General features: G+C 45.0%; 12 protein-coding genes. 4 read left to right on the forward strand and 8 right to left on the reverse strand.

Translation table 11 applies throughout. The features are described 5' to 3' along the window. Positions 1-141: 141 nt before the first annotated feature. The gene (gene arcA, locus R8N28_RS14425) at positions 142-1,362 is read right to left on the reverse strand and encodes an arginine deiminase (protein ID WP_005381082.1); all 1,221 of its coding nucleotides are present in this window, start codon (positions 1,360-1,362) and stop codon (positions 142-144) included. 583 nt (positions 1,363-1,945) lie between these two features. On the opposite strand from arcA, the gene rraB reads away from it, so the two are divergent. After that, positions 1,946-2,359 carry a ribonuclease E inhibitor RraB gene (gene rraB / locus R8N28_RS14430; RefSeq protein WP_005381081.1) on the forward strand — a complete coding sequence of 138 codons (414 nt, stop codon included), beginning with the start codon at positions 1,946-1,948 and terminating at the stop codon, positions 2,357-2,359. A gap of 154 nt (positions 2,360-2,513) precedes the next feature. Further along, positions 2,514-3,314 (forward strand): glycosyl hydrolase 2 galactose-binding domain-containing protein, encoded by an 801-nt coding sequence (locus tag R8N28_RS14435; RefSeq protein WP_005381080.1) that lies wholly within the window; start codon positions 2,514-2,516, stop codon positions 3,312-3,314. Between the two features lie 19 nt (positions 3,315-3,333). On the opposite strand, the gene R8N28_RS14440 is transcribed toward R8N28_RS14435, so the two are convergent. The 5 genes from R8N28_RS14440 to pepA all read right to left on the reverse strand — a co-directional run bounded on the left by R8N28_RS14440 (position 3,334) and on the right by pepA (position 9,991). Continuing rightward, on the reverse strand, positions 3,334-4,239 hold the full coding sequence (locus R8N28_RS14440) for a bifunctional helix-turn-helix transcriptional regulator/GNAT family N-acetyltransferase (RefSeq protein ID WP_080773746.1): 906 nt from the start codon (positions 4,237-4,239) through the stop codon (positions 3,334-3,336). A gap of 115 nt (positions 4,240-4,354) precedes the next feature. Further along, entirely contained in the window at positions 4,355-4,759 is a 405-nt protein-coding gene (locus R8N28_RS14445; protein ID WP_005381078.1) for a DUF2061 domain-containing protein, read from the reverse strand. Between the two features lie 203 nt (positions 4,760-4,962). Next, positions 4,963-7,821 (reverse strand): valine--tRNA ligase, encoded by a 2,859-nt coding sequence (locus R8N28_RS14450; protein ID WP_042523474.1) that lies wholly within the window; start codon positions 7,819-7,821, stop codon positions 4,963-4,965. Positions 7,822-7,917: 96 nt separating this feature from the next. Next, positions 7,918-8,367: a DNA polymerase III subunit chi gene (locus R8N28_RS14455; protein ID WP_031777270.1), complete on the reverse strand. Its 450-nt coding sequence runs from the start codon at positions 8,365-8,367 to the stop codon at positions 7,918-7,920. Between the two features lie 115 nt (positions 8,368-8,482). Continuing rightward, on the reverse strand, positions 8,483-9,991 hold the full coding sequence (gene pepA / locus R8N28_RS14460) for a leucyl aminopeptidase (protein WP_005381073.1): 1,509 nt from the start codon (positions 9,989-9,991) through the stop codon (positions 8,483-8,485). A gap of 200 nt (positions 9,992-10,191) precedes the next feature. Between pepA and lptF the strand changes: the two genes are divergently transcribed. Beyond that, positions 10,192-11,292, forward strand: coding sequence for an LPS export ABC transporter permease LptF (lptF, locus tag R8N28_RS14465; RefSeq protein ID WP_005381072.1), 1,101 nt, complete (start codon positions 10,192-10,194; stop codon positions 11,290-11,292). Positions 11,293-11,295: 3 nt separating this feature from the next. Then, complete coding sequence (lptG, locus tag R8N28_RS14470; protein ID WP_005381071.1) at positions 11,296-12,366, forward strand: LPS export ABC transporter permease LptG; 1,071 nt, start codon at positions 11,296-11,298, stop codon at positions 12,364-12,366. A gap of 88 nt (positions 12,367-12,454) precedes the next feature. Here lptG and R8N28_RS14475 read toward each other — a convergent pair whose 3' ends face one another. Then, on the reverse strand, positions 12,455-12,934 hold the full coding sequence (locus tag R8N28_RS14475; protein WP_042523472.1) for an RDD family protein: 480 nt from the start codon (positions 12,932-12,934) through the stop codon (positions 12,455-12,457). A gap of 184 nt (positions 12,935-13,118) precedes the next feature. Further along, complete coding sequence (locus R8N28_RS14480; protein ID WP_005385537.1) at positions 13,119-14,387, reverse strand: DUF2254 domain-containing protein; 1,269 nt, start codon at positions 14,385-14,387, stop codon at positions 13,119-13,121. Between the last annotated feature and the right edge of the window lie 112 nt (positions 14,388-14,499).

A 14,499-nucleotide genomic window follows, 5' to 3' on the forward strand; every position in this document is an offset into this window, starting at 1 on the left:
ACATGTGATTAGATTAATAGAATTCATTAAAACATATAAATGCTTTTATTGTGAATAATTATTTTCAAATAAAGCTAAAAAAGGTTGATGTATTCACATCAACCTTAGTTTTGATTCACCTAATGTAAAGGGACGAGTAAGTTATATATCGTCTCGCTCTATTGGACAGCTCATACAGCGAGCGCCACCGCGACCACGACCAAGCTCGTTACCAGGTACTGTCAGTACTTTGATGCCAGCTTTATCGTATTTTTCGTTGGTGTATACGTTGCGTTCGTAACCAATTACTACGCCCGGTTTTACAGTTAGAACGTTATTGGCATCATTCCATTGTTCGCGTTCCGCTTCATAGCTGTCGCCACCAGTGGTGATGATTTTCAGCTGATCTAAGCCAAGAGCGGACTCAATCGCGTGCAGATAGTTATGTGAGGCTTCAACATGCATTTCACCGTTGCCTTTTGGTGTTAAGCGCCATGTGTCGAGATCTTTGCGCATGATCTCTGGGTAGACAGAGAAAGTATCTACATCCATATGGGTCATCACGGTGTCTAAATGCATACATGAGCGGTGTTTAGGCAGATCAATTGCAATCACTTCGGTCGCTTGGCCTGCTTTAAATAGGCTCGCTGCAAGGTTCTCTACGCCTTGCGCGGTCGTACGCTCAGACATACCGATCAGAACTGCACCTTTACCAATAACCAACACATCACCGCCTTCGACATTAGCATTATCATAATGCAGATCATCGTCACCGAAGTATTTGATAAAATCTTGGCCAGCAAAAATTGGGTGCCAACGATAAATCGCACGTAGGTGGTTTGTTTCACGTTGGCGTGCAGGCATCATCATCGGGTTAAGAGAAACGCCGCCATAAACCCAACATGAGGTATCACGAGTAAAGAGGTGATTAGGCAGTGGCTCAATAACAAAGTCGAGAGGACGCTTCATTTTTGGCAGCATAGAAGATGAGGAGATCGGTAGCTCTGAGTATGCTAAGCCACCTAAAAAGATGCAGGCAAGATGTTCATCATCCATTTCTGAAAAGTATTGGCGTAGGTCTCGCGCAAATGTTGGCCCGTAGCGAAAGTCAGAAATCTGAGTGTTCAGCAGCCATTGTTTTGCTTCTGGAACAGCGAGGGTTTCGACCAGTAAATCGTGGAGGAGAAGCACTTCAACGTCTTGCTCGCGCAGCGTACGTGCGAATGCATCGTGCTCTTCACCTGCCGCTTCTACAGCAAGAACGTCATCAAATAGCAACTCATGACAGTTTGACGGAGTTAAGTGGGTTAGGGCGCGTTCAGGGCGATTTAATAGAACTCGTCGAAGTTGACCAACTTCTGATCCAACGTACAGCTTGCTCATTTTGTATCCTTACAAATTTTCCAGCCATTAGTTATGACAAGCTTCCTAGAAAGATGCAAGTTATCAAGCTTTGTTTATATTCTGGTGTTTCTGGTTTTGTGAGTTTTTTATTTTTATTTTGATTCTTATGAAATTTATTATTAGATATAAATGCTATTTTACTAAAATTAGAGTGCGTGCGTTTTTATTCTAATTTTCCCGTTGAGAAAGAATACACGCACAGTGCATAAAACGTGCATTTTTATTCTAAATTATGCATTATTAAAGTGAATTTATTCGTTATGCTTCTTCGTTTTACACGTGAGTGTATTCAAGAAAGCATCATAAACACGCATAGAAAGAGAAAATAACCACATTAAGTGTCAATTAGGATGTTCTGAATATTAAAAAATGCCATTCTTTGTTAATTTTTTGTTTCTTTGTGTGGTCGGTTTAATATTTAGATTCAAATAACCGATAAGAATCGCAGTGGTATGATGTTTGTTTGTGGCTTTTCATCGCAATCCATGCCATATTTCACCGGATCAGCATACTCAGTATCGGGTATTGTGTTTCCATCAAGTAACTAATCTGGAGCCAAAACATGTCTCACGAAGATGAATATCTATCAGTAGAAGAATTAATTGAGATTCAAAAGGAAGAGACTCGCGATATCATTGCAGCATTGCTAGAAGATGGCAGCGATCCAGATTCGCTATACGAAATTGAGCACCACCTGTTTGCAGAAGATTTTGACACGCTAGAAAAAGCGGTAGTTGAAGCATTCAAGATGGGCTTTGAAGTTCTTGAAGCAGAAGAAACTGAAGATGAAGATGGTAACAAGTTGCTTTGCTGTGATGCGACTATGGAGTCCGCACTAGACGCAGAAGCGATTGATGCGCAAGTTGAAAAATTGATTCACTTGGCAGAAAAATACGACATCATCTATGACGGTTGGGGTACGTACTACGAAGGCGAAGATGCGCTTTACCCTGAAGAAGATGAAGACGACGAGTAATCAAAGCTCACTACTTTTGGAAAAACCAGCGTTTAACGCTGGTTTTTTTATACCTTGAAAAACTGACGAATGTGGAGGCGATAAATAATTCACATTGAGTTTATAGGGGATTTCTCCCTATAATGCGTGAAAATTGATCTAGCTCAAGGTGTATATGCAACTCTCACTCGCCGGTTTATGGCAAGTCTCTCCACTGACGGACCTTTCTATCCCACAGGATGACATTACTTTCCCTGCTCCTTTGAGTCAGGTATTGCCAGCTGAAATGACAGAAGAAGCAATTCGTCAGCAAGAGTGGCACCTGATGCATGACATTGAAGTGGATGAATCCATGATGGCATTCCCAGCGGTAGAAATGGTGTTGGGTGGTGTGGATTACCATGCAGAAGTGCGTTTGAACGGAGTAGCATTGTTCGACTGTGACGGTTCTCAAAATGTCTACAAGAAAGACATTCGTCCGTTCATGCAAATGGGGCGTAACCGCTTTGAAATCTTGTTCTTAGAGGAAGAAGAGGATCTTCTGTTTGATGAAGATAAACCTGAGCTGTGCTCTCTGTCCGATCATGAATATAAAAAAAGTGATGAGCGCTTAGGGGTATGGCAAGAACCGTATCTGCAGTTCATTCGCAATGTGCGTTTAGACCGCGTGGCTACCGAACAGATTTGGCACCACGGTGGTGGTTGTGAGTTTAAAGTAGACTTGTACTATCAAACTTTTTCGCCGGGCCTGGTCTCTGCATCGGTTAAGTTTAATGGTATGACTTACCATATTCCTATTGATGTCCGAGCGGAGCATGCGAGCGCTTTATTCCAGATCGAAGCGCCAAAGTATGCCGATCTTACTGATCCTGATCCAAGTGATCTCTACCAGTTGTCTGTTGAGTTGGATGGGCAGCACCAAAACTTCACTGTTGCCTTGAGCCAGGAGCTTTGTGTTACCCATGTTGTGCTTTAACTCTTAGTAATGCTCTTTATTACAGTGTTTTAAGCATTACGACTTCACATGCATCATGCCCTGTTTGTCCAAGCGGGGCATCGAGATGCTCAAAGCCTAGCTTTTCATACAAGCTTACCGCTTCTCTCAGACATTCAGTTGTCTCTAAATAGCACTGCTGATAACCAAATTGTTTCGCCAATTGTAAGCTCAATGCGACGATGCGTTTGGCTAAACCGTGCCCTCGTGTTTGAGGTAAGAAGTACATCTTTTGTAGTTCACACACATTTGGCTCGCCAGCTAAAGGGGCAAAGCCACCGCCACCAACGATCTCTCCGCGATGTTCAATGACCCAATAGGCGGCCCCGAATTGATTGTAAACCGAATACATATCATCAAGCGTTGGATCGGCCACACCATAACCTTTGTCTGCGGTTAAGCCGTATTCTGCAGAGACTTTACGAATCACATCTGCGACTTGCGGGTTGTCTGCTTTAGTAAGAGGTCGAAGAACGTATTCCTCAGACTGACACACTTTTGTTAGCCCTTTTAGGTAATTCTCTAGACCAAGTTTGAGTTGCTCTTGCTCGCTGTCATCGAGTTGGGTAAGCAGTTGTTCAAAGAAGTGGTTTTGCTGTTGGTCCAGTTCTGATAACGCCTGTTGGCCTTGCTCTGTAATCGCTACGAGTTGACTACGTTTGTCTTTTGGGTTTTCGATGCTCTCGACCAAACCTAATTTAATCAAACCAGTAACGGTTCGGCTCGCGTTGGACTTGTCGACATTAAGCTGCTGTGCCAGCTGATTGATGGTCAATGGCTGCAATTGGATTTCACCCAATGCGTGCGCTTGCACTGGAGTGAGAGCGACATCGCCGCATTGTTTATCAAGCATACCAAGCAATCGGACGGCTTGACGGGAGTAGTGTCGAAGTTGACGAGCGTTCATTATCACTTACCTCTAAAAATAAAGTTGCGCACCGCAATTAAATTAATTGCGGTGCGCAACCTTGTCAATGGTAAATGTCATTTTTCTCGTTAGGAGACGTAGTGAGCCTCCATGTTTAAGCGTGGTGATGTAAACAAAACTGCGGTGCTGGAGCTTTTTCTGATGATTTACGCATCCATACTTTCTCGTGGAAGTAGTAAGCCACCGTGTTCAAACTCGGCTCTAGCATCGCCATTACGCCGCCGACAAATGCATCACCTGTTAGTAAGTAAACCACGGTAAAAGCGACGCTGAAGTGCACGGTCGCAAAGCTTGCGGTTTTTAATTTGGTCATCCACTGACGAGCTTTAAGTGCTGGGACTTTTGCCCATGCCTTTTCATGAAAGTAGAAGGCTACGGTGTTCACTGAAGGCTCAATCATGGCAATTAAACTACCAATTAGAATGTCGCCTGTGAGTACGTAAGCGACACTAAATGCGATAGTAAAATGCAGTGCTGCGAAAGTTAGTGTCTTTTTCATGATAATTACTCAATCGTGTTTGTTTCGATGAGCTTATTATCGATAATAATTCTCATTAATGCTAATGGGTAATGAGTATTGTTGTGATAGGGGGAAGCTATTGATGATGGTTTTGGTGAAATGTATACAAAAAAGGTTGGCCATGATGACCAACCTTTTGAACCAAAAAGTGAGAAGTGTTAATTCTTCTCTTTCACTGAGGCTTAAAGCGCAGCGATCGTTGTCTTCTGCTCTTCTAGCTTAGCTAGCGTTTCTTTGTAGCCTTCAAGCTTCTCACGCTCTTTAGCAACAACTGCTTCAGGAGCTTTCGCTACGAAGCCTTCGTTACCTAGTTTGCCTTCGATACGCTTGATTTCGCCGTGAGTCTTCTTGATTTCGCCATCTAGACGAGCAAGCTCAGCATCTTTGTCGATCAGACCTGCCATTGGGATCATCAACTCAGACTTACCAACCAGTGCTGTCGCACATGCAGGAGTTTGTTCGCCAGTTTCAAGCACGCGTACTGCTTCTAGCTTCGCTAGTGACATCAGTACTTGCTTGCTTGCTTCTAGACGAGAGGCATCTTCTGCATTTGCTGCTTTCAGCATAACGTCAAGCGGCTTACCAGGGTTGATGTCGTATTCAGCACGTAGGTTACGGATGCTGGTAATGAACGCCTTCACCCATTCGATATCATCTAGCGCTTCTTGGTTGAAGTTTGCTTCGTCGAATTGAGGCAGTGCTTGAAGCATGATTGTCTCACCTTCTACACCTTCAACTAGTGGCTTGATGCTTTGCCAGATAGTTTCAGTGATGTAAGGAATCACAGGATGAGCCAGACGTAGAGTCTTCTCAAGAACCGTGATGAGTGTACGGCGAGTACCACGCTGTTGCGCTTCAGTACCTTTCCATAGAACGGGTTTAGTTAGCTCTAGGTACCAGTCACAGAATTGGTTCCAGATGAATTCGTAAAGCGTGTTCGCAGCCATATCTAGACGGAAGTTGTCGATATGGTTGTTAAACGCTTTCGCTGCGAGTTCAAACTGAGACTCAATCCACTTGTCTGCTAGTGAATATTCAATCTCACCACCGTTGAAGCCACAATCTTGCTCTTCTGTGTTCATCATTACGTAACGGCTTGCGTTCCATAGTTTGTTACAGAAGTTACGGTAACCCTCAAGACGCTTCATATCCCAGTTGATATCACGACCTGTTGATGCCATTGCTGCAAGAGTGAAACGCAGTGCGTCTGTACCGTATGCTTCGATACCGTTTTCAAACGTCTTACGAGTGTTCTTCTCGATCTTCTTCGCTAGTTGAGGCTGCATCATGTTGCCACAACGCTTCTCTACGAGAGACTCTAGGTCGATACCATCAATCATGTCGATTGGGTCAAGTACGTTACCTTTCGACTTGGACATCTTGTCGCCGTTTTCGTCACGGATTAGACCAGTAACGTAAACCGTCTTAAATGGTACTTGTGGTTTGCCGTTTTCGTCTTTCACGAAGTGCATGGTCATCATGATCATGCGCGCAACCCAAAAGAAGATGATGTCGAAACCAGTTACTAGAACGTCTGAAGGGTGGAATACTTTCAGATCGTCAGTTTGCTCTGGCCAACCTTGAGTACCGAACGTCCATAGTGCAGAAGAGAACCACGTATCCAGTACGTCTTCGTCTTGGTGAAGTTCAATGACTGACTCTAGGTTGTTGTTCTTACGAACTTCTTCTTCAGTGCGACCTACGTAAACATTACCTTGGTTGTCGTACCAAGCTGGGATGCGGTGACCCCACCATAGCTGACGAGAGATACACCAGTCTTGAACGTCACGCATCCAAGAGAAGTACATGTTTTCGTATTGCTTAGGAACGAATTGGATGTCGCCGTTTTCTACTGCTTCAACTGCGGTTTTCGCTAGAGGCGCAGTACGTACGTACCATTGGTCAGTTAGCATTGGTTCGATAACAACGCCACCACGGTCGCCGTAAGGAACTTGTAGATCGTGATCTTTCACTTCTTCAAGTAGACCTAGCTCGTCGAATTCAGCAACGATAGCTTTACGAGCGGCAAAACGCTCCATACCGTGGTATTTAGCTGGTAGCTCAGTGCTGTAAGCGTCGCTTGCTTCGCCGTTAGTGTTGAATACTTCTGCTGAGTCGCGGATGTTCGCGTCGAAAGTCAGAATGTTGATCATTGGTAGCTGGTGGCGCTTACCTACTTCGTAGTCGTTGAAGTCGTGCGCAGGTGTGATTTTCACACAGCCAGTACCTTTTTCCATATCTGCGTGCTCATCGCCCACGATTGGGATGCGACGATCAACGATAGGAAGGATGATTTCTTTACCGATAAGATCTTTGTAACGTGGATCTTCTGGGTTAACTGCAACACCCGTATCGCCTAGCACGGTCTCTGGACGAGTCGTTGCAACAACGATGTAGTCTTTGCCATCCGCTGTTTTAGCGCCATCTGCTAGTGGGTAGCGGAAGTGCCACATGTGGCCTTTAGTGTCTTTGTTCTCTACTTCTAGATCTGAAATCGCTGTGTGTAGCTTTGGATCCCAGTTAACTAGACGCTTACCGCGGTAGATTAGATCGTCTTCGTATAGACGTACGAAGACTTCTTGAACGGCGTTAGATAGACCATCGTCCATCGTAAAGCGTTCACGATCCCAGTCTACAGATGCGCCAAGACGACGAAGCTGCTTAGTGATAGTGCCGCCAGATTCGCCTTTCCATTCCCAGATTTTGTCGATGAAAGCTTCACGACCGTAATCGTGTTTTGTTTTGCCTTCTTCTGCAGCGATCTTACGCTCAACAACCATCTGAGTTGCGATACCAGCGTGGTCAGTACCTACTTGCCAAAGGGTGTTTTTACCCTTCATACGTTCACAACGGATAAGCGTATCCATGATCGTATCTTGGAACGCGTGGCCCATGTGTAGGCTACCAGTGACGTTCGGTGGCGGGATCATGATGCTGTATGATTCTTTAGTAGTGTCACCGTGTGGCTTAAAGTAGCCTTTCTCTTCCCAAGTCTGATACAGAGCTTGTTCGATTGAAGTTGGGTTGTATGTCTTTTCCATAGCGCTCTTTTAATGGATACGTTGATGGTTGAATCTTAGTCAATCTTTATAAGTGAGGGATCTTAACAAGATCGCCTTAACTATAAGGATTGACCGTTAAGGATATTGAATTTCGATCGTTTGCAGCTGGTAACCTGCTTGACGGTAAATTTTATATCTTTCTCTTGCGAGTTGTTTAGCTTTTTCTTCGCAGGGCACGAAGTCTACCACTTGAGCAAACTTGTTCGCAAAGGTTGTCTCATTTTCCGCCAAATTAATTACCAGCTGACGGTTCCAATTAGGTTTTACACCTTCATGGCCGATTTCAATATTGGTGGCGTATTTCGGTCCCTCGCCTACGAGGTTATGTGCCATGAACTTGTCTGCATCAACTTGCCAAAAGGCTTCAGCGAGCTGCTCGGCGTGTGGTTTGTCTTGGCAGTTTAAATACACTTTAGCGCCTTGGCGAGCAAAGTGCTGAGCCAAAAACACGATGTATTCTTCAAAGCCAGCCACCGTTGCTTGCGGGCTCTCTTCGTTAATGATGTAGAAGGTTGCAGTTTGCATCATTCTCTCACTTGCCTTGGGTCTCTTCCTAAGACCATCTTAAGTCCCACTTTCATTTTAGAAAATTAGGATAATAAAAAAGGGCCTTGCGGCCCTTTTAGATTCTGTTCAGAAATTACTCTTCTGTCTCTTGGCCGCTGCGGTTCAAAAGGAATTGGACAAGCATTGAGACAGGACGGCCCGTTGAGCCTTTCGCTGCGCCTGATTTCCACGCGGTACCTGCGATATCGACGTGTGCCCAGTTGTACTTCTTCGCGAACTTAGATAAGAAGCAACCCGCAGTAATTGTGCCACCAGGGCGACCACCAATGTTTGCCATATCCGCAAACGGGCTCTTCAACTGTTCGTGGTACTCGTCTGCCATTGGTAGACGCCATGCACGGTCACTCGCTTGCTCAGAAGCGTTTACTAGCTCATGAGAAAGAGGGTTGTGGTTAGAGATTACGCCGCTGATATGGTGGCCTAGTGCGATAACACAAGCACCAGTTAGCGTTGCAACGTCAACCACGCAGTCTGGTTCGAAACGCTCTACGTAAGTCAGTGCGTCACAAAGAACAAGACGGCCTTCAGCATCCGTGTTCAGAACTTCTACAGTTTGACCAGACATGGTCGTTAGGATGTCACCTGGACGGTAAGCGTTGCTGCCAGGCATGTTTTCACAGCCCGCTAGAACACCAATAACGTTGATTGGTAGGTTTAGCTTCGCTAGCGCTTTCATTGTACCGAATACCGATGCCGCACCACACATGTCGTACTTCATCTCATCCATACCTTCGCCCGGCTTTAGAGAGATACCGCCTGAGTCGAAGGTTAGACCTTTACCTACGAGCACAATCGGTTTTGCATCTGAGTCAGGGTTACCTTTGTACTCGATGATAGACATCATAGATTCGTTTTTAGAACCACGGCCTACTGCTAGGTAAGAGGTCATACCCAGTTTTTCCATCTCTTGCTCACCAATGATTTTGGTGGTTACGGTTTCGTAATCGTCCGCTAGACGACGAGCTTGAGAAGCAAGGTAAGCTGGATTAGCTACGTTTGGCGGCATGTTGCCAAGGTCTTTTGAGGCTTTGACACCTGATGCGATAGCAAGACCATGAGTGATTGCTTTTTCACCCAAGTTCAATTCACGACGCGTTGGTACGTTGAAAACAAGCTTGCGCAGTGGGCGGCGAGTCTCAGGTTTCACGCTCTTGAATTGATTAAATGTGTATAGACCATCTTTAGTCGCTTCTACAGCCTGGCGCACTTTCCAGTATGTATCACGACCCTTAACATGCAGTTCAGTTAGGAAACATACCGCTTCCATTGAGCCTGTCTCGTTAAGTGTGCTGATCGTCTTTTGAATGATTTCCTTGTACTGGCGCTCGCCAAGTTCACGCTCTTTGCCGCAACCGACAAGTAAAACGCGCTCTGACAAAACACCTGGTACTTGATGCAGTAGCAGCATCTGACCAGGTTTACCCTCTAGATCACCACGGCGAAGTAGTGAACTGATGTAACCGTCACTGATTTTATCAAGTTGTTCGGCTACTGGAGAAAGGCGACGTGGTTCAAACACACCAACAACGATACATGCGCTACGTTGTTTCTCTGGACTGCCACTTTTTACACTGAACTCCATGCGTACTCCTACATCCTGAAGACAAATTGCTCTAAATGTTAGATAATGATCGCTTACTTGTTGAATTTTAGCTCCAGGCTTACATGCAGAGCTGATTAAGCGACTAACATCTAGTTTATAATTTTTAAAAAAATAAATGGTTCAACGGGAAACTATAGTGATTCGACCAAAAAAACAAGTTTTGTATAGGTAATTTCAGCGTGATTATTGTTAGATATTTGATCCGCGAAACACTCAAGAGCCAATTTGCGATTTTTTTCGTACTTTTTTTGGTGTTTGTAAGCCAGAAATTCATAAGTGTTCTTGCTGATGCTTCTGATGGGGATATTCCTGCTGGATTGATTTTCTCGATTGTTGGTTTGAACATGCCAGCAATGGGTCTGTTAATGCTGCCTTTAAGTCTGTATATCGGCATATTGATCACATTTGGTCGTCTGTATGCAGAGAGCGAAATTGTCGTAATGAACGCGACAGGTATTGGTAATAAATTCTTGGTTCAAGCGGCCTTATACCTAGCGTTGATTACTTCAGCGGTGGCGGCTTTCAATGCGTTGTGGCTATCGCCGTGGTCTCAAGACCGCGTTGAGCAGCTTTATGAGCAGGTAGCGTCAGAAAACAGCGTTGACCTACTTAAAAAAGGTCAGTTCCAAGGTACACCAGACGGTTCATCGGTTGTGTTCATCGATGACATTAAAGACAATACCTTGAGCAACGTTTTTGTTGCGCAGATGCGCCCTCGAGATTCAGTGTTACCGAGTGTGATGTTCTCATCTTCTGGTGAAGTAAAAGAGCTTTCGGACGGTCGTCAGATCATCACTATGAAAGAAGGTACGCGTTATGAAGGTGTGCCTACTCGCGTTGAATATATGATCACGAAATTCGATGAATACGAAGGTGTTATCGGCCAACGTGAGGTCAAAAAGAAAGGGCGAGACTGGGAAGCATACCCAACGGTTGACTTGATAGGTCACCCAGATCCAGAGGCGCAAGCGGAGCTACAATGGCGAATTTCGTTATTTGTGTGCATTCCACTCTTAACAATGCTCGTTATTCCTTTGTCTGCGGTGAATCCGCGTCAGGGACGGTTTGCCAAAATGGGGCCTGCGATCCTGATCTACCTAGCGTATTTCTTGGCGATCAGTGCAACCAAATCTGCATTAGAAGATGGTGACATCCCGGCTGCTATTGGTATGTGGCCAATCAATGCGATGTTGCTGATTGTTGCTATCATGGCGAATATGATGGATAGCGTTGCTGCTAGACGAATAAAAGACAAATTCCGCAAGAAGAGGCTCGCGTAAGCTGTGTTCAAAATCTTAGACCTTTACATCGGTAGAACCATCATCTCTACCACTGCCTTGGTTTTAGCGACGTTTGTTGGCTTATCGGGCATCATCAAATATGTAGAACAGCTACGTAAAGTAGGGCGAGGTGTGTACGACCTCACTCATGCGTTGTACTTTGTGTTACTCAGTGTGCCGCGTGATATCGAAATGTTCTTTCCAATGGCGGCATTACTCGGTGCCCTTATCGGCTTAGGTATGTTGGCTTCAAGCTCTGAGCTGGTGGTGATGCAAGCTGCTGGTTTCTCTAAGCTGGATATCGGGTTATCGGTACTCAAAACGGCCGTCCCGCTCATGATTGTTGTTATGGCGTTAGGTCAATGGGGCGCTCCTGAGGCCCAGAAGATGGCCCGTGACTTACGTGCGTTTGCGATATCAGGTGGTAGCATTGTGTCTGTGCGCTCAGGTGTGTGGGCTCGTGACGCAAACGACTTTATCTTTATAGGTAAAGTCGAAGACGACAAGCTTTATGCTTTAAATATGTGGCGTTTTGATGATGATAAGAATCTACAAAAAGTTATTTTCGCCGAAGAAGTCGACTACCAACAAGATAACAACTGGCTGATGCGCTACGTACAAATTACGGACATGGAAAATGAAAACGTAATTTCAAAGCAAGACATCGAACAGATGGAGTGGCACACCTCTTTGGCACCGGATAAGCTAGCTGTGGTGACCGTGAAGCCAGAAGAACTGTCACTGAGCGGTTTGTATGATTATGTGACTTACCTAAAAGCATCGGAACAAGATGCATCTCGCTATGAGTTGGCGTTTTGGCGTAAGTTGACTCAGCCGCTTTCAATTGCTGTGATGATGTTAATGGCGCTATCTTTTGTTTTCGGTCCACTCAGAAGCGTGACCATGGGGGCAAGGGTATTGTCGGGCGTGGTTGCCGGGTTTACTTTTTACATATCCAGTGAGTTCTTTGGCCCATTAAGCTTGGTGTATGGCATATCCCCAGTGTTTGGTGCTTTGGCCCCGAGTTTGGTGTTCTTAGCTATTGCGATTGCACTACTACGAAGAAAGCTATAACTGAAGCATCATCCGAATAAACCAAGTTTTACCGAACCAAATGTAAAAGGAAGGCATTACGCCTTCCTTTTTTGTGTTCCTAGACAAGTTAGTTTGCCTTGGGTAATACAACAACCTCTGTTTTGGCCCAAATGTCGTGGAAACCACGTCTCTTCGGATCAATCGGTACAGTCAAATTTGCCAAGCCAAAGCCAGATGTCGAAATACGAATCAGAGCTTGAGTTACCGTAATTGGTGCTCCGTCTTTGGCATTGCGAACTCGAAGTTTCCAAGCGCGCATCCCAAGAGTTTGTCCTGCTCGCGTCCAGAAGAACACAAAGAAATATATCCACACACCCGCAAGATAAAGTGTAAATAGAGGGCTCAATACAGGGTGTTTTCCGAGCATATCTGCGGCATCAGCGTACTCGCCATAGCTCAACAATCCTGCTGCATTTAGTGCAAACACAACGGCCATAACAATACCTGCGGCCATCATTTCAATTGCGATAATAATCAATGTGTCGTAAATCAACGCTGCAAGTCGACGAAAGAGACCAGCAGGTGGAAGAGTTGTAGACGTTGTCATTATTCCATCACTTACCTTAAAAATTGTGCGTCAGAATATAGATTCCCTCACCAAGAGAAAAGAGACCTAACGCACAGAGTCTTTAATTGTGTATAAACGAAGAGACTTTTCTGCCCTACGTTATCAGCACATGTCATGATACACGAGGCCGTGCAGCAATATGTTTCAACTGAATTCGACTCTCTTAACCATTGGCTTTTTGGTCTGTGACCAGATTAGATAGCTGAGAGAGTTGGTGTTTCTCATCTTCGGTATAATGTTGGCTTAATGAAAGCTCTAAAGCTTTTTCTGACAGCTTGATTGCTGGTGACAAAAATAACTTAGGGTGCATACTAGAGAGAGCTAGCAAGGCCTTTTGTAGGCGAATCTGTATTTGGAGTTGCGCTGCACCATCGTGTGCTATCGGCAAAAAGACATCATCGAACAAATCCTGGCAGCTTAATGCGGGCACAAATAGTCTAGGGTATCGAGTTTTGGTAGGCGGCTCGCTGAGTAGGTCTCCCCATAATGAAAGTGCTCGTACAGAACGCCCAAGAACGTCAATCGCGGTGCCATTATCATTTACAGCCGGAGATAGTGCTCGTGAGGCGATTTCCGCCATAACGACTAAACCAAAGCGAGGGTCCTGATCATATGAACGCTCCGTTCGAATCGTGAAGGCTGCCGTTACTTCGCTTTCGTCTGGCAACTCTCCACAAACCCAAGCCAATGGTTGACCTACGTACACAAAACTTCCCGGTTGTCGCTCAAGATAGATGGTGCATTGGTTTGCTTCAGCAATACTATCGAGATGATGCATATCAACATGCTGTAAGTAGCCAATTTCTTGGCTCAAAATAGGTTTACTTCCTCTGGGTTTATGTTCTGGGTGGCTCCACGGGTGAGCACCTAGCCAGCGCTCTTTACCCCGTTTTCTTATCGCATCTAACAAGGCTTGCTCTACGTATGAAGTGGTTTCACTGACCCTTCCTAGTACGGAAAGGTGCTGAATCCAACGTAACAGAGTGAGTATGATCATCACGATTACGGCGATAGTCACGATGAATAGATAAATTTGTGCTTGTTGATGATAGGCCCCAATACCTAGCGCGATAATTCCTACCAAACTAAATAGAAAAGAGCCAAGAAAGGTTGCTAAGGCATTTTGTGTTGTGCTGTCTTCCATCAACAGTTTTGTCGCTCGCGGCGTTACCCCTGCACTAGCGGCACTGTACGCTGAGACCATAATATTGAGAGAGAATGTAGTCACTGCAAGCATGGAGGTTGCGAGGATATTTAATATGTTGTTCAACAAATCCTTGCTGACGTTGATGGCAGGGGGCAGAGTAATGAACTGGTTTAAAACAATCGACATTAAGGCGGTAGCAACAGCTAGTAATGCGTAGAGTGACGTCCGGACCCACAGTTTTCGTGTCATCTGTTTCAGTAACCACTGCCATTTTGACCCAGTCATTCTTTGCTCCTATTCAGTTCTCACTAGAAAGTCGATAGAAAATTCAGAAAGTTATTCTTGCTTAAGCATAGGTTAAATGCCCGTCGTTCTGCTTGATATTTCATGCATCACG

This window comes from Vibrio sp. Vb1554, from assembly GCF_033344235.1.

Coding starts and splice junctions, on each gene's coding strand:
- arcA (WP_005381082.1), bottom strand. CDS start 1,362: ATGAGCAAGCTGTACGTTGGATCAGAAGTTGGTCAACTTCGACGAGTT.
- rraB (WP_005381081.1), top strand. CDS start 1,946: ATGTCTCACGAAGATGAATATCTATCAGTAGAAGAATTAATTGAGATT.
- R8N28_RS14435 (WP_005381080.1), top strand. CDS start 2,514: ATGCAACTCTCACTCGCCGGTTTATGGCAAGTCTCTCCACTGACGGAC.
- R8N28_RS14440 (WP_080773746.1), bottom strand. CDS start 4,239: ATGAACGCTCGTCAACTTCGACACTACTCCCGTCAAGCCGTCCGATTG.
- R8N28_RS14445 (WP_005381078.1), bottom strand. CDS start 4,759: ATGAAAAAGACACTAACTTTCGCAGCACTGCATTTTACTATCGCATTT.
- R8N28_RS14450 (WP_042523474.1), bottom strand. CDS start 7,821: ATGGAAAAGACATACAACCCAACTTCAATCGAACAAGCTCTGTATCAG.
- R8N28_RS14455 (WP_031777270.1), bottom strand. CDS start 8,367: ATGCAAACTGCAACCTTCTACATCATTAACGAAGAGAGCCCGCAAGCA.
- pepA (WP_005381073.1), bottom strand. CDS start 9,991: ATGGAGTTCAGTGTAAAAAGTGGCAGTCCAGAGAAACAACGTAGCGCA.
- R8N28_RS14475 (WP_042523472.1), bottom strand. CDS start 12,934: ATGACAACGTCTACAACTCTTCCACCTGCTGGTCTCTTTCGTCGACTT.
- R8N28_RS14480 (WP_005385537.1), bottom strand. CDS start 14,387: ATGACTGGGTCAAAATGGCAGTGGTTACTGAAACAGATGACACGAAAA.